Origin of the sequence: Enterococcus wangshanyuanii, assembly GCF_002197645.1 — a bacterium.
Lineage (GTDB): Bacteria > Bacillota > Bacilli > Lactobacillales > Enterococcaceae > Enterococcus_L > Enterococcus_L wangshanyuanii.
In genome coordinates this window covers 3,711,997-3,730,300 of the sequence record NZ_CP021874.1, presented here as the reverse complement: position 1 = coordinate 3,730,300, position 18,304 = coordinate 3,711,997, and the positions used below count along the sequence as shown (strand labels likewise).

Annotated in this window: 15 protein-coding genes; 4 read left to right on the top strand and 11 right to left on the bottom strand. The window is 35.2% G+C overall.

Annotated features, from left to right (window positions below):
- Positions 1 to 10 precede the first annotated feature (10 nt).
- The 9 genes from CC204_RS18730 to CC204_RS18690 all read right to left on the bottom strand — a co-directional run bounded on the left by CC204_RS18730 (position 11) and on the right by CC204_RS18690 (position 9,004).
- A complete protein-coding gene (locus CC204_RS18730) occupies positions 11 to 1,300 on the bottom strand; it encodes a hypothetical protein (RefSeq protein ID WP_088271553.1) in 1,290 nt (429 codons plus the stop codon).
- A complete protein-coding gene (locus tag CC204_RS18725) occupies positions 1,293 to 1,742 on the bottom strand; it encodes a DUF1310 family protein (protein ID WP_088271552.1) in 450 nt (149 codons plus the stop codon). Before CC204_RS18725 ends, CC204_RS18730 begins: the two co-directional genes overlap by 8 nt.
- Positions 1,743 to 2,109: 367 nt before the next feature.
- Positions 2,110 to 2,328, bottom strand: a complete 219-nt coding sequence (locus tag CC204_RS18720; RefSeq protein ID WP_088271551.1) for a helix-turn-helix transcriptional regulator — start codon at positions 2,326 to 2,328, stop codon at positions 2,110 to 2,112.
- A 241-nt stretch (positions 2,329 to 2,569) separates the two neighbouring features.
- Positions 2,570 to 3,535 carry a DUF1002 domain-containing protein gene (locus CC204_RS18715; protein WP_088271550.1) on the bottom strand — a complete coding sequence of 322 codons (966 nt, stop codon included), beginning with the start codon at positions 3,533 to 3,535 and terminating at the stop codon, positions 2,570 to 2,572.
- A 320-nt stretch (positions 3,536 to 3,855) separates the two neighbouring features.
- Positions 3,856 to 4,947, bottom strand: coding sequence for a hypothetical protein (locus CC204_RS18710; RefSeq protein ID WP_088271549.1), 1,092 nt, complete (start codon positions 4,945 to 4,947; stop codon positions 3,856 to 3,858).
- Between the two features lie 30 nt (positions 4,948 to 4,977).
- The gene (locus CC204_RS18705; RefSeq protein ID WP_088271548.1) at positions 4,978 to 6,327 is read right to left on the bottom strand and encodes a deoxyguanosinetriphosphate triphosphohydrolase; all 1,350 of its coding nucleotides are present in this window, start codon (positions 6,325 to 6,327) and stop codon (positions 4,978 to 4,980) included.
- 318 nt (positions 6,328 to 6,645) lie between these two features.
- Positions 6,646 to 8,373: a phosphoenolpyruvate--protein phosphotransferase gene (gene ptsP, locus CC204_RS18700; protein WP_088271547.1), complete on the bottom strand. Its 1,728-nt coding sequence runs from the start codon at positions 8,371 to 8,373 to the stop codon at positions 6,646 to 6,648.
- Positions 8,373 to 8,639, bottom strand: a complete 267-nt coding sequence (locus CC204_RS18695) for a phosphocarrier protein HPr (RefSeq protein ID WP_010765749.1) — start codon at positions 8,637 to 8,639, stop codon at positions 8,373 to 8,375. Before CC204_RS18695 ends, ptsP begins: the two co-directional genes overlap by 1 nt.
- Before the next feature lie 173 nt (positions 8,640 to 8,812).
- Positions 8,813 to 9,004, bottom strand: coding sequence for a hypothetical protein (locus tag CC204_RS18690; RefSeq protein ID WP_088271546.1), 192 nt, complete (start codon positions 9,002 to 9,004; stop codon positions 8,813 to 8,815).
- Positions 9,005 to 9,253: 249 nt separating this feature from the next.
- Here CC204_RS18690 and CC204_RS18685 point away from each other — a divergent pair, with 249 nt between their 5' ends.
- The 3 genes from CC204_RS18685 (at position 9,254) to CC204_RS18675 (ending at position 13,081) form a co-directional block, all read left to right on the top strand.
- Positions 9,254 to 11,527 (top strand): ATP-dependent Clp protease ATP-binding subunit, encoded by a 2,274-nt coding sequence (locus CC204_RS18685; protein WP_088271545.1) that lies wholly within the window; start codon positions 9,254 to 9,256, stop codon positions 11,525 to 11,527.
- Positions 11,528 to 12,129: 602 nt separating this feature from the next.
- Positions 12,130 to 12,444 carry a DUF1827 family protein gene (locus CC204_RS18680; protein ID WP_087639448.1) on the top strand — a complete coding sequence of 105 codons (315 nt, stop codon included), beginning with the start codon at positions 12,130 to 12,132 and terminating at the stop codon, positions 12,442 to 12,444.
- Positions 12,445 to 12,601: 157 nt separating this feature from the next.
- Entirely contained in the window at positions 12,602 to 13,081 is a 480-nt protein-coding gene (locus CC204_RS18675; RefSeq protein ID WP_088271544.1) for a DUF3955 domain-containing protein, read from the top strand.
- A gap of 82 nt (positions 13,082 to 13,163) precedes the next feature.
- Here the strand turns inward: CC204_RS18675 and CC204_RS18670 are convergent, their stop codons facing one another.
- Entirely contained in the window at positions 13,164 to 14,741 is a 1,578-nt protein-coding gene (locus CC204_RS18670; RefSeq protein WP_088271543.1) for a peptide chain release factor 3, read from the bottom strand.
- Positions 14,742 to 15,253: 512 nt separating this feature from the next.
- Here CC204_RS18670 and CC204_RS18665 point away from each other — a divergent pair.
- Positions 15,254 to 16,762: a helix-turn-helix domain-containing protein gene (locus CC204_RS18665; RefSeq protein ID WP_088271542.1), complete on the top strand. Its 1,509-nt coding sequence runs from the start codon at positions 15,254 to 15,256 to the stop codon at positions 16,760 to 16,762.
- Between the two features lie 19 nt (positions 16,763 to 16,781).
- On the opposite strand, the gene CC204_RS18660 is transcribed toward CC204_RS18665, so the two are convergent.
- A complete protein-coding gene (locus CC204_RS18660) occupies positions 16,782 to 18,161 on the bottom strand; it encodes a hemolysin family protein (RefSeq protein WP_088271541.1) in 1,380 nt (459 codons plus the stop codon).
- Between the last annotated feature and the right edge of the window lie 143 nt (positions 18,162 to 18,304).

The following is an 18,304-nucleotide window of genomic DNA, read 5'->3' as shown; positions in this document are numbered from 1 at the left end:
CTCCTAACACTTACGAAACAAGTCCTTTTAATTGCTTCGATAATTCTTGATCTTTTTGAACGAATGTATTGATTTTACTCCGGATTTCTTGTGCTAATTGTCGGAACTTATCATTCATTGTTTTCGCTTTATGTATTTTTTCTTTATAATCATTCGTCGGCTCGGCCACAATACTTTGTTTAGAGCAGCCCACACTTTCTAGGGCAGAGAGAATTTCTCCTTCTGATAGATCGACCGCAATTGTCCGAGCATCTGTCAGTGTTTCTGTCCATAGTTTTTCTACTTCTTGTATCCCTTTTTGATAGACCATGACAACAGACAACATAGCTGCTTCAAATTCTGCTGACGCATGACTGACAACGGCTAAGGCTCTGCTGTCTTCTAAATAGATACGTTCTCCAGAAGAAAGAACGCCTCCACTTTTCGTTAATTTCTTTTTCAATCGTTCTAAAGCAGTCAGTTGTCCTTTCATCGCTCGCATATTGTATGCATGTTTTGCTTTTTGAAATTCTCGTAGCGATTCTTTCGTTACCTTTAAATGACCATTTTTGAACTGATAGCCACCCCACATATGTTGATCAGTCATTCCTTTTCTCTTCGAGTCAACAAATACAAGCGTACCAATATATGGACAATTCATTTGCCAATCTGGATGCCTATATCCAATAGGAACGATGTCTTTTTCATCCACAAAATTAAATATACGATTTTTTAACTTAGCTACTCTGTCCCTCTGTTTTTTTGTCATCATCGAAAAAGCATTCGGACCTTGGTAAACAAATGCACCATTCATTCGATTTACTTTATCTTCTGAATCAAGTGATCCTAATGCATATTGTACATTTGTCGATGAATGAGAATGACCATATGTGTCAAACTTAGCATTGAAATATGTATCCATCGCATTATTTAACGTTTTTGCCGAAGATTTCATTTGTTTGGTTGGCTCGAATCTAATATTAGGATTCTTATAACTTTTCTCGATATTATTTAAGATTTGCTTATTGTTGTCCCACCAATCACGTTTTACTTCACCAGGATTTTGCAAGGTTTTATCTACGCCTAACGATCCTTGAAACAGTACGGTTACATGATTTACTTCTTCTGGTTTTTGTACCTTAGGATTGCCGTCTGTAATAATGTATGCTTGTTCGCCTGTTTTTTTGTCATTTACTACTTTTGAAACATAGCCTATTGTTGTTTTTCCATTATTAATAGTAACTGGATTATTTTTTTTCAAATTATCATACTCTTTTTTTGCAATTTGAACACGTTCATCATCTGTATACGTTTTACTCATTATTTCTCTCCTTCAGCATATTATCTAATTCAGATGAATAACTTGAAATACCATGATTTCTATCTAAATTACCTTCTGAATCCATATCTAAAATAAAAGTCACATATAAATTTCGTGTATTATTTATATATAACTTACCATTGATCCCACCCATAGGATTATGTTCAACACTCTCATAATCAATTTTATAGGTTTTGATAAGCCCTTCTGATGTTAATGCTTTTGAATCTAAGTTTTTTAATCCGTCTTCAATTATTTCTTTTGCCTGCCCACTTTTTACCACATTTAGCATGTCATCGTGAAACCTTCTATTATCCATATATATTTTCCCTCCTATTCCAATAGCAATTATCAAAAGCACTCCGAGAAAGGCAACTAATGTCCTCCGTTTTATTTTTTTGATCTCTGAAAGTTCTTGATTGTCGATGTCTGTATCTTTCAATTAACTTCACCTCTATGAATAAACTACAAGGAAAATAATTCCTAGCATGTTTTTCAGATTTTTTAGATTCCTCAAAAAGCCTAGAAAAAAAATGCTCGTTCTACTTTGTTATAGCCCACAACCAATCACAGAAGAAATGTTTTAGTCTGTTTCTTCTATGATTGGCGCGATCTCTCACCAGATGTTTTCTCTCACTTACTCTTAAACTAAAACCATCACTTTATTATTCTAACACAATAAGACATCTATTTTTATCTAAAAATACAAAAAAGAGAGTGGTTTATTGTCCCACACTCTATTCTCTCGCTTCTTCACTCGCTTTCTTTATTCTATATAAGAAGCATCAAGTTATCTCGTTCCTTTTTTATTATTTTTCTTCCATTGCTTTCCCTTCTCCTTTCAAAATTTCATCCAAAGAAAACTCAAAAAAGAAACTCAATTCAACCAACGTATCCAAATTCGGATACGACTGTTCATTCTCCCATCGTGACACGGTTTGTCTTGTTACGTGAAACTGATCAGCTAATTGTTGTTGTGTCATTTTTTTCCTTTCTCTACTTTCTTTGATCAATTGTCCAATCTTCATACAATCCTTCCTATCTTTAAAACATTCTTTCCATCTTTTAATCAGGTTATGTTCTAAATATCACACACTACAAATGATTTAAAAAGCAATTTTAATGTTACATTATGAAAGTTAGGACAATAAACCTATTTCAACTTAAATCAAAACAAAAAAAGAGATGAAATAAAAGTTTCCTTTTTCATTTCATCTCTTTTTTATTTGTATGTCTATTTTAGTTTATTTTTTATGCTAATTCGCCAAACTATTTCCCTGTGATCGAATCCCAAAGACCACTGAAAAAGCTTTTGATATTTTCCCAAAGTCCCTTAGATTTTTCTTGAAGTTGTTCTTTCGTTTTGGTTAAGTCTAGTTGATTCACAAAATCATCAAAAATGTTTTTATCTTTCATGTCACTCATTAAAGTAGTCAATTCATTGACTTGATCTGAGGTCATGACATCTTGGATGCCTTGGCTTTTTAATGCATTATCAACGGCTTGCTGGATATCTTCCTTGGTTAGCTTTGTGCCATCAGCTGTTTTAGCTGCTAATTCTTTTTTCGCTTCTTCCTGAGCCGCATTTAGCGCTTTATCGGAATAACCTTCTTTATCTTTATTTTCCTCTGTGATCTTAGATAAAACGTCCATTTCATCTTGGGCTACGCCAACGCGGTCACGATTGATGATACCGCCAGATTCTTCAACAATCTTATAGACACCAGCCAATGCGCCAGAGCCATCAATCGGAACAGCGGAAGCAACCGTTAATTTGGCATCAGAGATACCAGCCGTCAAAGCGGCATTTTGGTATTGAGCAGCCGTGATCTTTGTGATATTTTCAGGTGTCGCAATATCTACCGTGATACCTGAACCTTTCTTTTGGGTTTCCATTCGAACCGAGCTGTATACTGCCCATTCTGCGTTAAAACCACCGTCTGGGATGAAGCTCATCAAATCTGATCCATTCGTTGTATAGGTTGGCGTTTCCCCCTTTGCACCAAGTGCTTTCAAGGTATAGTCTTTTTGTTCCTGTGTTAAGGCGTTTCCTAAAGCAACTGCATTGATTTGAAGTGTTTCTTCAGAAGTGCTTGTTGCTGTCGATGATTGACTAGTTGATGTGCTATCAGTTGAGCTTTGTTGTGTCGCAAAAGCAGTCGTTCCACTATAAACACCTGTGGAAATCAAAAGTAAGGTCATTGCAAGTGCGAGTTTTTTTTGTTTATGTTTCATAAAAATCCTCCTATAAAAACTTGTTCTTGCTTATTACTATACAGTAATTTTTTTCAATATGCTTTAAGGAGGCTCCGTTTTAAGAAAATTTTAGGAGATATCTTGCGTTTTTGTTATGTGTATTTTCTTAATTCTGTGAAAATTATTTAAATACTTCGAACTTAAAATTTTTCAAAAACGTTATCTTTATTTTATTGCAACGTAAATAATTCGACCTATAATCTTTACATATCAAAGTATAAATAATATAGTTTGATAATTGTCTTTATTCCTTCTCTTATCGCTAACCAATGATTAAAAATGACTTCATATATTCATTATCAAGACACAATCACTGTTTCATTATCAAGAGTACCCTCTTCTTCCTTAAGAGATCTCATGTGTTTTTCAGTCATCCTAACCATTCTCATTGCAATTTTATCGCCATAATATAAACTAAAATTCGTTTCTAAATAGGCTCTTTTATTTGATTTAGGCAAAATAATTTCTTTTTTGTTAAAAAACTGCTTGCCACTTGGATGAACAGGCTCAATCATTGAGTAGATATATCTTTTTTGGGTAGAAGTCAACATACTCGTTGGTAAATCACAGTTTTGGTCTAAAAACTCAAGAATATTTATTAATTTATCTGGTACCGTTTTTGATCTTTCCAATATAGCCTTTGCTCTTTTCTCTAATGGAGTCATCTTTATTTTTTCAATACTTGTCTCTTCTTTTATTTCTTCTTCCGGTCGCTGTTCGTCAATATAATCTACAACCAATTTATATATATTTTTATTTAAAACCTGAATTGTCTCTATATTTGAATATTTTTCTCTACCAAATAACAGAAACTGAGATTCATTTTTGATTTTTGTCCATTCTAATTTAGCAACACAAAGTTGAAATTGCTCCATAATTTCTACGATAACATTTATCGTATTAGCATTAACAATGATGTCATCTTTCCTCTCTTCTTCACGCTGTTTATCGTTTTCATTCGTATTAATTTGTTCTATGACATATCTATTAATCGCATTCATGAAAATAAACATGTAGGCTTCACAATCATCTGGTCTTTTCATCAAATTTTTTTCTGAACTAAATACTTTAAAACACTCTTTAACATCCTTATCATTTCCATAAGCATGAAAATCATTTGCTTTAAAGCTCATAAGGACTTTAATTCGTGACTTTTCAAGTTTTTTCCTATTTGATTTGATTTTCTCGACTCTTTTTTCTACATCTTCATTCATTAATTCTTTTATCTCTGACAAGGAATTGTTATATTCACTAAAATTTTCTTTCAATTGTGACAACCATTTAATACGACTGCTAGAAATATTATTATTTTGGATATTCCTGTACGTCACGAATAACGTTCCCAACATTGTAATTAACACTGGGACAATATAAATTAAAAATTCTGGCATAAAAATTCTTTCCTTTCAAAAAAATAAATTCTAATTAAACAGTGTATCATGTAGTTTTTTTGCATACCCATCTGTCATATTACAGATAAAATCAACTGCCATTTTTAATCTATAATAATCCTTATCAACTTCAGAACTATTTTCAGTTTCTCTTTTATACAATTCTTCAGCACTTCTTGGTAAATTATTAAATAGACGTTCCTCATATTTATTCATGGGTTCTTTGTCATATTTCAAAACTACAGGAATAAACTCGGTTAACAGACGATTAATAATATTAAACCCTAATACTTCTTGATCCAATATTGTTTTTGTCTGGAAAACATATTCATAAGAAAATTCTTTTAAAGCATTAAAACATTTCACTTCATCACACTCTTCATTGATAATTTCATCATGAAAAGTTCCTGCCATTATTTCTTTATAATTCTCTACAAATGCTTTACTCGCACTCTGGTAGACTTTCTTTTGTGTCTCTCTTAAAAACGCTTGAATTGCCGCTGCTTCTGAATGAATATTTTTTAAAAATTTGTCAGTTCCAGTTCTCTCATCAATAAACGATTTTATTTCCCGATAACTATATAAACCATAATTATATGCATCCTCAATATCTGAAAATGTATAAGCCAAATCATCAGCTGCTTCAAGAAGAAAAACTAAAGGATGACGGTTTCCCGTTGTTCCGGTTACAACCTTGATGTTCTTGAATACTTGTTCTTCTGAAAAGAAGTAGCCTACTTTTTTTGTTAAAATATTCTGTTTGTCTACTTGGTCAGCACGAGCAGTATATTTAATTACAGTATCCAAGGTAGACGCTGTTAAGTTCATTCCTTTTTCAGATGATCCATTGTCAGTATGCAATTTTGTTAATAAACGAATCGTTTGTGCATTCCCTTCAAACCGTAAAAAATCTTCTTTTTGTTGTTCTGTAAAAGAGGACCAACATGATAATAAGTGCTTGTTTTTACTAAACCATATTCGAATTGCCTCTTCTCCAAAATGACCAAAAGGAGGATTCCCAATGTCATGAATCAATGCAGCTGTTTCTAATAAGCGATAACATTCGTTTAATTCCTCAATTAAAATTCCCTCTTTAGTCAACTTCGTAATAATAGATGTCAATAAATCTCTAGTATGCATGGCAACTTCTAGACTATGTGTTAAACGAGTACGAACAAAATCATTTCTTTCTAATGGAAAAACTTGTGTTTTATCTTGTAGGCGTCTAAAAGAATCACTTTTAATAACTCGGCGATAATCACTATTAAAAGCTCTACTTAAATCTAAAAGATAGTCTTCATGTGTCAACTTATCATTTGGACAAACTTTATCACTCTTTGAAGAAATTCTAAACGTACCAACTAATCGATTCCATTTCATTGTACATATCCTCCTGTTGTCTACTTTATTTCAAAGTGAAACTATTTTTAATTATAATTTCTACTACTCACTATATTATATCAAATAAAAAACATTATGTACTCTATTTTTTATTTAAAAAATAAATAAGTTGCTATTAAGATAATCTATATACACTTTCGAACGTGTCTCTACTAATTTAACTCTATAATATTAAATTTCTTCAACACAAACAGACCATTGACTTTAAATTTAATCAACAGTCTGTTTACAATCATCTTTATTTCACTAAAAAAGAGCCAAAACTATCTTAGATAGCTTTGGCTCCTTTAATATTAACTATTTTGTAAACTCTTCAACCAATTCAATAACTTCTTCCATTGTATCGCAGTCATTCAACGCACGATCCGCAAGTTCAGTCATTTTCTTAGTATCTAGACGTTTCATCAAGCTGCGTGTTTTAAGGATAGATGTTGCGCTCATAGAGAACTCATCTAAGCCCATCCCTACTAATAGAGGCACTGCAGTTTGGTCGCCCGCCATTTCTCCACACATACCAGTCCATTTACCTTCAGCATGAGATGCATCGATCACGTTTTTGATCAAACGCAAAATTGAAGGGTTGTATGGTTGGTATAAGTAAGAAACGCGTTCGTTCATACGGTCTGCTGCCATTGTGTATTGGATCAAGTCATTTGTTCCGATACTAAAGAAGTCAACTTCTTTGGCGAATTTATCCGCAATCACAGCTGCTGCAGGAATTTCGATCATGATACCGACTTGAATCGTATCAGATACGCTTGTTCCTTCAGAAACTAATTTTGCTTTTTCTTCATCGAAGATTTTCTTCGCTGCTCTGAATTCTTTTAATGTAGCAACCATTGGGAACATGATACGTAAGTTACCATGAACAGACGCACGTAATAATGCACGCATTTGTGTGCGGAACATATCATCGCCACGTTCAGATAAGCTGATACGTAATGCACGGTAACCTAAGAACGGGTTCATTTCATGCGGTAATTGAAGATAAGGTAATTCTTTGTCTCCACCGATATCCATTGTACGAACCACGACAGGTTTGCCGCCCATGCCTTCTAGTACAGCTTTATAAGCAACATATTGATCTTCTTCTGTTGGGAAGTCCGGAGAATCCATGTATAAGAATTCTGTACGGTATAAACCAACAGCTTCCCCGCCATTGTTGTGTACGCCTTCTAAATCTTTCGGTGTACCAATGTTGGCAGCTAATTCGATATGTTTGCCGTCAGCAGTTACTGTTTCAGCATGTTTTAGTTTATCCCATTCAGCTTTAAGGTCAGCGTATGCTTTACCTTTTGCTTCAAAATCAGCTTTTTCAGCGTCCGTTGGATGAACGATCACATCGCCATCGATCCCGTTTACCGCTAAAATATCGCCTTCTTTCACTTTTGAAGTGATTTCTTTTGTTCCTACGATTGCAGGAATTTCAAGAGAACGCGCCATAATAGCAGAGTGAGACGTACGTCCGCCAATATCCGTTACGAATGCTTTCACATACGTGCGGTCTAACTGAGCAGTATCACTTGGAGTCAAGTCATGGGCAACCACAACCACTTCTTCGTTGATCATTGAAGGATTAGGAAGCGTTACTCCTAGTAAGTGAGCTAAAATACGTTTTGCAACGTCGCGGATATCTGCTGCACGTTCTTGCATGTAGGCATTATCATCCATAGCTTCGAACATACCGATATACATATCAGTCACTTCTTTTAATGCTGCTTCAGCGTTTACTTTATTATCTTGGATGTTTTGTTTGATTTGACCAATCATTTCAGGGTCAGATAAAACCATCAAATGCGCATCAAATACTTGCGCTTCTTCTTCGCCAAGGCTTTGTGCTGCTTTTTCTCTGATTGCTTGCAGTTCAGTCGTTGATTTTGCTAAAGCTCCATCTAAACGGCTTTCTTCTGCTGCTGTATCTTCTACATTTTTTTTGTCGAAAGATAAATCAGGTTGAACTAACAGGTAAGCTTTAGCGATAGCAACACCATCACTTGCGGCAATTCCTTTTAGCATATCAGACATTATTCTGACAATCCTTCTTTTTTCATTGTGTCAACGATTGCTGCTAATGCATCAGCTTCGTCTACACCATCAACTGAGATAGTCACGTCTGAACCTTGACCAACACCTAGAGACATAACGCCCATGATTGATTTAAGGTTAACAGATTTACCTTTGTATTCTAAGTTGATATCTGAGTTGAATTTACTTGCAGTTTGTACTAATAATGTAGCTGGACGAGCGTGAATCCCTGTTTCTGCTACGATGTGAAAATCTTTCTTTTCCATATGAATCGGTCTCCTTCGTAAGTAAAATAATTTTTTATGTTAGGGTTTTCCTTTCTCTGCTTGCTTCAAATAAAACAGACATCGAGAAAATACCCTTTCAATTTTTAAGATTACCATTTTTTTAAGGTAGATACAACACTTTTCACCTATTTTTTATTGATTGAAAGGCTCTCTTAATTTTCTTCTTTCATATAACGATATATAATTCGTCCATTTAATCCAGCTTCTCCGACAAAAGACATTCGATCTGGTAAATTCTTCCACACTTCCCGAAATGCTGGAAAATCTTGCGGATCGACGATCAGTTCAGAAATACTGCCTTCTTTTAGTGCATTGATTTGTTCTTCAAACGGATTTTCGATCATTCTTTGCTCACCGCTTTCTGTTTAATTTTAAGCTGAAATCATTGTATGACAAAACAAAGCAATTGTCTAAGCTAATTCCATATTTTTTATCCTTTAAAGAGATTCTTTTTTAAAGTTCAATTGCTTGATTCTTCTGAGAAAGATGCTATAATATTCTCAAAGGTCAAAAATGGTCAATCAGTTTTTGATCTTTCTTAAAATGACTTTGATACATAATTAGTCTTATTTTGAAAGGACGTGTTTTATCCTATGATCTGTCAAAATTGTCAGCAAAATCCAGCAACGATCCATTTATATGCGAATGTTAATGGTGAAAGAAAACAACTTGACTATTGTCAAAGCTGTTATCAAAAATTAAAAGCACAAGCAAATGATAATCAACCAACCATGTCTCAGCAAGATCCATTTGGTTTTGGAAGTTTAGATGATCTCTACCGCTCATTATCCCGTCAAATGCAGGAACAACAAGGCAATCCGAATGGTCAAGTGCCGCCAACACAATTTGGTGACGGTAACGGCTTCAACGGCGGCCAGCCTCCACGCGGCGGAGCAGGACAAGCAGATGGTTTACTTGGCGAATATGGTATCAATATCACACAAGCGGCTCGTAATGGTGATATCGACCCTGTTGTCGGACGTGATGAAGAAATCAAACGCGTGATTGAAATTCTCAATCGCCGGACAAAAAACAATCCTGTCTTGATCGGTGAACCAGGTGTTGGTAAAACAGCTGTCGTTGAAGGTTTAGCACAAAAAATCATTGATGGTGATGTTCCTCAAAAACTGTTAGACAAAGAAGTGATTCGTCTAGATGTCGTTTCATTAGTCCAAGGAACAGGCATTCGTGGTCAATTTGAAGAACGTATGCAAAAGCTGATCGAAGAAATCAAGCAAGCTGAAAATGTCATCTTATTTATCGATGAAGTACATGAAATCGTCGGTGCCGGTGCTGCTGGTGACGGCAATATGGACGCCGGTAATATTTTAAAACCTGCGCTTGCTCGAGGCGAACTCCAAATGGTTGGGGCAACAACATTGAATGAATACCGCATCATCGAAAAAGACGCTGCTTTGGAACGTCGGATGCAGCCTGTTCGTGTAGATGAACCCACTGTCGATGAAACGATCGAGATTTTGAAAGGTTTGCAAAAACGCTATGAAGATTATCATCACGTAAAATATACAGATGAAGCAATCAAAGCTGCTGCAACCTTATCTAACCGTTATATCCAAGACCGTTTCTTACCAGATAAAGCAATCGACTTATTAGATGAATCAGGCTCAAAAATGAATTTGACGATTCAAATCGTCGATCCAAAAACGATCGAAAAGAAATTAGCCGAAGCAGAACAGCAAAAACAACAAGCCTCTGCTGAAGAAGATTTTGAAAAAGCGGCCTACTACCGCGATCAAATCAATAAATTACAAGTGATGAAGGAAAAACAAATCAGCGATGAAGAAACTCCTGTAATTAATGAGAAAGCGATCGAAGCGATCGTCGAGCAAAAAACAGGAATTCCAGTTGGTGATCTGAAAGAAAAAGAACAAACACAATTGAAAAACTTAGCAGTCGACTTAAAAGCTCATGTTGTCGGACAAGATGATGCTGTCGATAAAGTCTCAAAAGCGATTCGCCGTAACCGTGTAGGTTTGGGTAAACAAAATCGACCAATCGGTTCTTTCCTATTTGTTGGACCAACTGGTGTTGGGAAAACAGAATTAGCGAAACAATTAGCCTTTGAACTATTCGGATCAGAAGATTCGATGATTCGTTTTGACATGAGTGAATACATGGAAAAACATAGTGTCTCTAAATTGATCGGTTCACCTCCTGGCTATGTTGGATATGATGAAGCTGGACAATTGACTGAAAAAGTGCGCCGCAATCCATACAGCTTAGTGTTACTTGATGAAATTGAAAAGGCACATCCTGACGTGTTGCATATGTTCTTGCAAATCCTTGATGATGGACGTTTAACAGACGCTCAAGGTCGAACAGTCAGCTTCAAAGATACGATCATTATCATGACAAGTAATGCTGGGACTGGAAATGTGGAAGCTAATGTTGGTTTTGGTGCTGCTCGCGAAGGCGTGACAAAATCTGTTTTAGGTCAGTTGAATAACTTCTTCACTCCGGAATTCTTGAATCGTTTTGATGGTATCATTGAGTTCAAAGCTTTAAGCAAAGAAAACTTGATGAATATCGTCAGCTTGATGCTGGATGAAGTGAATGGCTTACTCGCTCACCAAAAAATCCATATCGAAGTTCCAACAGACGTAAAAGAAAAATTAGTCGATTTAGGCTACGATCCTTCTATGGGTGCAAGACCATTGCGTCGAACGATCCAAGAACAGATCGAAGACGGAATTGCTGAATACTATTTAGATCATCCAGAAGACCATGATTTAGTAGCTAAATTGGATGATGATGGGAAGATCAGCGTAACTGGTGCAACTGAAACTGTTTCTGAAGAAGCTCCTTTATCTGATTCTCCTGACAGCGAACAAGCAATAGAAGAATAAAAAAATGAGGTCAGCGAATGAGCGCTGATCTCATTTTTTGTTTTAATGGGTAAAATCACAGATCTTTTTACTTTCATCATAGAAAATCACATGTGCCTGCTCTAATTTCGCAATTGCTTTTTTCAGCGCATCAATAAGGTCTTGTGCCAAATTCAATCCAAAATTTTCTTGAACGTTGTACCTTCTGGCTTTTCATCTACAAACGTTTAGACACATCACAGCATGTCCAGCCTCTTTCATCTAATTGACGATTTATCCTAGGCTAGATCGATCGTTCAGCCAAACGTTATTTATCTCCATATGTCAAAGAATCCCGCTCTAAATAGTCATTTTTAGTTGGTTCCTTCTCTTGGTGTAGCATTCCCCTCACTTCAAACTATTTTTAGTCTTTTACGACTCAAATAAAATGAAAGCGATTTCCTTTTTTGTTTATTCAATGTCTTTTTTCATTTTTTTGAGTCAAAATTCTTTTTATTTAGGCTAAAAAAATTTATAATAATAGTGAATAAATCTACAACAAACGTCAAAAATGTCTATTTTAAGCGAAATTAGCACATTTTAAGTATCAATCTAAAATATAGAAATAAGTCGGGGTGAAAAAAATGAAGCTAGTCAATGTAACCAACAGCTACAAGCAATTAGTCAATAAACAATTGGAAAATACTGATGCCTACTTTGTTAAAGTATATTCGGCTGGTAATACCACTGTCGTTTATTCTGAAGCCACAAAGCATGCAGAAATATTGATCGTCAATAAAAAACGGGCAGTACGCAAAACTGAGATCAATGAAATTTTAGCTTACTTCTTAAAACGTATTCCTAAAGAAAAATACCGTCAAGAAGATATTTCCATCATCGAATTAAAAGACGTAACAGAAATTTCAATTCCTGTGACCTCTAGTTTAGTCGAACAGTAGATGAAACGGCATACTCTATTCTTTTGAGTAGAATGTGTCTTTTTATTTTGTCAGATGCAGCAGCAAGTATTGCTTTCCTCCACGCAAGCACTGCTTTCTTGCTAAGTTCAGTGATTCTCTTTATGCTTGAGAAACATTAGTGAAAGGAATTTAGACGATGGAATTTGGAACTAAAATCAAAGGATTACGAACAGAAAACCAATTAACACAAGAACAATTTGCCTTGCGTTTAAATGTTACAAGACAAGCCGTTTCAAACTGGGAAAATAATCGAAATCTACCAGATCTTGAAATGTTGATCCTAATTGCTCGTTCATTTCATATTTCACTTGATGAATTGATATTAGGAGGAAATACTGTGAATAATATAACTGAAAAATTGATTCAGGATGGTAGTGAAACAAGGCGAGCAAGATTCAATATGATCACAACATTGATTGGCGCTTTTTTATTGTTTTTTGGTTTTGCCTGTTTCTTCATCAAAGCAAACTCTGTCGAATATATCGACCAATCGGGCATTTTGCATGAAAATTTTTATCTTTTACCAATTGGTTTCTTCTTCATTTTTACAGGGATCATCGTCTTTTTGGTCATTGGAATCAACTATGTGAGAGAATTGATCAGACACAGAATCTAAATTCATAGTGATTTATTTTTTTTACACTAAAAAGGACTGGGTCGTAACTCCTAGAGTTAAGTCCCAGTCCCTTTTATATTTTTTATAATAAACTTTTTAATTCTACATCCGGATACTTATCTGCAAACCAACGCTCAGCAAATTGATTTTCAAATAAGAACAATGGTTGATCAAAACGGTCTCTTGCTAAAATATTTCGGCTTGAACTCATCCGTTCATCTAAGTCTTCCGGCTTGATCCAGCGAGCGATTTTACTACCCATTGGGGTCATAACGACTTCTGCATTATATTCATTCAGCATCCGATGCTGGAACACTTCAAACTGCAATTGCCCTACTGCTCCAATGATATATTCTTCCGTCAGATACGTTTTATATAATTGGATCGCACCTTCTTGAACAAGCTGATAAATCCCTTTATGGAATGATTTTTGTTTCATCACATTTTTAGCGACAACTTTCATAAATAGCTCAGGTGTGAAGGATGGTAGTTCTTCATATTCAACCTTTAATTTGCCTTCGTATAAGGTATCACCGATCTGGTAATTTCCTGTATCATAGATACCGATGATATCACCCGCTACGGCTTCTTCTACATTTTCTCTAGAATCCGCCATAAATTGCGTCACATTACTCAATTTTATTTTCTTGCCAGTTCTTCCTAAGGTGACATCCATTCCCCGCTCGAAGGTTCCCGAACAAATTCGAACAAATGCGATACGATCACGGTGAGCCGGATTCATATTGGCTTGGATCTTAAAAACGAAACCTGAGAACTCTTCTTCATAAGGACTGACTTCTTGTCCATCTTCCGTTTTATGACTGTACGGTGAAGGGGCAAATTGTAAAAAGGTTTCTAAAAATGTTTGCACACCAAAATTTGTTAAAGCTGAACCAAAGAAGACAGGGGTTTGATCACCGCGAGCAATTTTTTCTGTATCAAATTCATCTCCCGCTTCCACCAATAGCTCAACTTCTTCTAATACTTGCTGGTAAACACTTTCCTTATGCAATGGATGATCACTTGGAATGTCATTATCGACTAATGGGATAAAACGCTCATCATTGTTTGTCTCAGGTCGATACACTTCTACGCGTTTATTGTAAATATCATAAAGTCCTTCTAGACCTTTCCCCATACCGATCGGCCAATTCATTGGATAAGATTCGATATCTAGCAGTTCTTCTAATTCTTCCAGTAAATCTAAAGGTTCACGACCATCACGGTCCAATTTATTGATGAACGTAAAAATTGGAATCCCGCGTTTTTTGACCACTTGGAATAATTTCTTCGTTTGCGCCTCGATCCCTTTCGCACTATCAATGACCATCACAGCGCTATCCACGGCCATCAATGTACGATACGTATCCTCGGAGAAATCCTCATGCCCAGGAGTATCTAAAATATTGACCCGTTTGTTATCATAGTCAAATTGCATCACAGAACTGGTAACGGAAATTCCTCTTTGTTTTTCGATTTCCATCCAGTCCGATTTAGCAAAATTCCCAGTCTTTTTTCCTTTAACTGTTCCTGCTTGACGAATCGCACCACCAAATAATAATAGTTGCTCTGTAATGGTCGTTTTCCCGGCATCCGGATGGGAAATGATCGCAAATGTACGGCGGCTGTCTACTTGCTCTTTTAAGTGTGAATTTTTCATTTGTTGCTCCAATCTATCGTTTTTTTCTTGAATAGGTATAACAAGTCTATCATTTATTTTTTAAGAATCCTTCTACATTGGAATATTCTCCTTGGTCTTTATTATTCAACTAGTGTAGTATATCATGTAATTACCTTAGTTTTCAAAGGCTTTAGCCAAGTTTCAAAAAAAGAGTCAGCCAAAGTCTAAAGACCATGCCTGACACTCAATAATAGGGGAAGAAACACCTCTTAATAAGTTACCTTGGAAAAACGATAGTAATTTAAATAGAATTTACTTTGTAACTATAGGATAAGTATAAAGTCAGTTATATAATTGCGCAAATAAAGACAGAGAATCATTAGTTTAGTGATCTAAAACAAAATCTTGTTATTTTATTCAATAATATCTTGATCTTCAAGCTTCAATTTCAAACGTATGTTATTAAATAAAGATTTTTCATTCAAATTGTTCAAAAAGAATGAACTAACTTGTTTTTATTGATAAATAATTAATAGAAGGATGTGAAAAAAATGTTAGATGCTATGATGTTGGAAAATACTGATAAACGAAAATTAACTCTTTTTCGACTACTAACTATTTTTTCAGATAAAAGATACAGTGTAAAATTTTTTGAAAGTAAACTTGACTATTCATATAGCCGAGTCGTCTATCTCCTTGAATTGATTCAACAGGATCTAACCGACATGACTGGTAAAAAAGTTGATCTATTCACGAAAAATGGTGTTCATCATAAACAAGATATCACTTATGATATGTATTATCAGTATTTGATTATACAAAGTATTCCCTACCAGTTATTAGTTTCTTTACTGTACTTTCCCGAAAATAATTTAGATCAATTTTGTGACAATCATTTTCAAAGCAGAACAACTGTCGTTCGGAAATCAAAACTATTGATTGATTACTTCAAACACTTTGATATCAAAGTAAATATTTCTCAATTGAGTCTCTCTGGTGATGAACGTATCATTCGCATTTTATTTTACGATCTGATCTGGATGACCTCTCAAGGAACCAACCTTCCAAAAATCAGACAAAACCCACTCACATATAAAGAAGTTAGTAAAATCATCAGTCCATATTTTCCTGATACCTTCAGCTATGGTGCTCGCAAACAGATTTCTTTAATGCTTGATATTATCTATTTGAGAGTACGGAAAGGGAATGCTTTAACTGAACAAACAGAAATCGAACCCTATATCATTATTCCTGAAATGTACACTGCTCCTTATTTTGAAACCCTTATAACAGATCCTGAAGCTTTAGCAGCTGAAGCTCAATTCGCCGCCTTCTTATTGATCGCATCGCCTAATTTTTTCAGAGAAGGTGAACATCGATTATTACTGCTGGATTCTTATTTAGAAACACATTCAAATACGGCTACAAAATTGCTGGAAGAATTTACTGTTTTTTTTAAAGATCAGTTTATGCCTGATGGTTTTTCTTGGAGAAATGAAGTGATCCTCTTTGGTAATGTTGCCAATATTCTTTTTTCCCACAGTATTATCAAGCAAAAGTTTCCTACTTTATTTCACTTGACCGATAATAATATTTATTCAAAAAATAAATATTATTATCAATTGTTTACTGAATTCAGAGCATTATTTCAAAAAATTTCTAACAGAAAAAATTACGCCTGGTTAAGATCAACTATTGATTCTTTATCTGATACATTATCCGCTTTACTAGTTCCACTTTACGAATCTTTCTTAGGAAATAATCTCATTCGGATTGCTTTAGTAGCAGAGTCAAATTACCTACTGGTAGAACCATTGACTCAATTCATAAAAGATATTCCGTTCGTTCAGTTAGTTGCGTACAAATATGGCGAATTTTCTTCTTTTGATTTTATGGTAACGACTTCTTCTTTCTTGATTCCCGAAAATTGTCCCTTACCTTCATTTGTCTTTCGTTTTTCTGCAGACAGTGATGAACAATTTCTCAGTCTCTATCAAGCGATCAAAGACGTTCATAATCAAAAGGACAGTAATTTGATGCAGCAAAAAAAGACTAACTGAAATGTTAGTCTTTTTCATTTTACCTTCTAGGCTCGTCTTCTTCTAACTCTTTACGGAAGAAACGACGATTTTCTTCTGGTTCTTCATCGACCTCTTCTTCGTCATGAAAAACAACTTTTAATGCTAAAACCCTCGTCCCTTCCATTTCTTCAGAGGTCAGTGTCAGATTCCCCACATCAAAAGATAATTTCTCTCCCTCATCCGGAATCGTTCCTAACGCTGTAATCAAATAGCCCGCCATTGTATCCACATCACTCATATGAAGATCTGTTTCAAATGCTTCATTGAACTCATCGATCAGCATTCTACCTTGAACTAAATACTCGTGGTCAGAAATCTTCGAATAAAGATTTTCAACTTCATCGGACTCGTCATCGATCTCTCCAACGATTTCTTCTAATAAATCCTCTAACGTAGCTAAACCAACAACACCACCGTACTCATCCAGCAAAATGGCCATTTGATTTTGCGTTCGTTTCAATTCATATAATAAATCATCAATAAAAATCGTTTCAGGAACAAAGAGTGGTTCTTGGATGATATTCTTTAACTGAACATTATCGAAGCCCAACTTATGAGCAGCTTTCAATAAGTTTTTCGTATGGAGAACACCGACGATTTTATCTTTATCTTCGTTATAAACAGGAATTCTTGAATAATTTTCCGACAAGACAGCATTGATATTTTCATGAATATCATCTTCTATATCGATCATAAAAGCATCCGTTCGAGGAACCATGACCTCTCTGGCAACCTTCGTATCTAAAGAAAAGACACCTTGAAGCATTTCCAATTCGTCATTGTCCAGCACACCTTCTGATTCCAACATATAGCGCATTTCATCCCGTGTCATTTTAGAATCAGCATCATCAAACTTCATTGGTGTCAGCTTCGAAAGCAAATCCGTCGATGCAGAAAGCAACCAAACAAATGGTCGAGCAACTATACCGATCGCACGGACAAAACCGGACGTAACTTGAGCTACTTCCTCAGATTTATTCATAGCGATTCGTTTAGGATATAATTCACCAAAAACGATCGAAACATAGGTCAGTAACGCTAAAATAATAATGTTGGCAAGATTTTTTGCTGCAGCTCCGCCACCTAAAATAGGAGCTAATTTAGCAGATAAAGAGTCAGCCAAAGACGCACCAGATAAAATATTGACTAACGTAATACCAACTTGAATCGTTGATAAAAAACTAGTCGGATCTTTTAAGACTTTCAAAAGCTTGATCGCTTTTTTATCTCCTTCTTCTGCCTTTTGTTCAACACGGTTCTTATTCACAGAAACTACCGCAATTTCTGAGGCAGCAAGAAATGCATTGATCAAGGTCAAAACAATTAATAGTAAAATTTGTGCGATAAGCGACTGACTATCGGGGTCAGCATTGTTCATAATGTTTTCTCTCCTTAAATGTGTGTAGAAAAACCTGATGAAACATCAAGTAATTCAAGTATTTTGAAAGATCGAGCTCTTTCGTTTTAAAAAACGTGACTACGCAATGTAGTCACGATGAAATCGTATCACAAATAGAAAGT

Excerpts from the sequence above, each read along its gene's own strand:
- CC204_RS18710 (WP_088271549.1), bottom strand. The coding sequence starts at position 4,947 with ATGCCAGAATTTTTAATTTATATTGTCCCAGTGTTAATTACAATGTTG.
- CC204_RS18720 (WP_088271551.1), bottom strand. The coding sequence starts at position 2,328 with ATGAAGATTGGACAATTGATCAAAGAAAGTAGAGAAAGGAAAAAAATG.
- ptsP (WP_088271547.1), bottom strand. The coding sequence starts at position 8,373 with ATGTCTGATATGCTAAAAGGAATTGCCGCAAGTGATGGTGTTGCTATC.
- CC204_RS18705 (WP_088271548.1), bottom strand. The coding sequence starts at position 6,327 with ATGAAATGGAATCGATTAGTTGGTACGTTTAGAATTTCTTCAAAGAGT.
- CC204_RS18730 (WP_088271553.1), bottom strand. The coding sequence starts at position 1,300 with ATGAGTAAAACGTATACAGATGATGAACGTGTTCAAATTGCAAAAAAA.
- CC204_RS18670 (WP_088271543.1), bottom strand. The coding sequence starts at position 14,741 with ATGAAAAATTCACACTTAAAAGAGCAAGTAGACAGCCGCCGTACATTT.
- CC204_RS18680 (WP_087639448.1), top strand. The coding sequence starts at position 12,130 with ATGAAGCTAGTCAATGTAACCAACAGCTACAAGCAATTAGTCAATAAA.
- CC204_RS18690 (WP_088271546.1), bottom strand. The coding sequence starts at position 9,004 with ATGATCGAAAATCCGTTTGAAGAACAAATCAATGCACTAAAAGAAGGC.
- CC204_RS18685 (WP_088271545.1), top strand. The coding sequence starts at position 9,254 with ATGATCTGTCAAAATTGTCAGCAAAATCCAGCAACGATCCATTTATAT.
- CC204_RS18715 (WP_088271550.1), bottom strand. The coding sequence starts at position 3,535 with ATGAAACATAAACAAAAAAAACTCGCACTTGCAATGACCTTACTTTTG.
- CC204_RS18660 (WP_088271541.1), bottom strand. The coding sequence starts at position 18,161 with ATGAACAATGCTGACCCCGATAGTCAGTCGCTTATCGCACAAATTTTA.
- CC204_RS18675 (WP_088271544.1), top strand. The coding sequence starts at position 12,602 with ATGGAATTTGGAACTAAAATCAAAGGATTACGAACAGAAAACCAATTA.
- CC204_RS18665 (WP_088271542.1), top strand. The coding sequence starts at position 15,254 with ATGTTAGATGCTATGATGTTGGAAAATACTGATAAACGAAAATTAACT.
- CC204_RS18695 (WP_010765749.1), bottom strand. The coding sequence starts at position 8,639 with ATGGAAAAGAAAGATTTTCACATCGTAGCAGAAACAGGGATTCACGCT.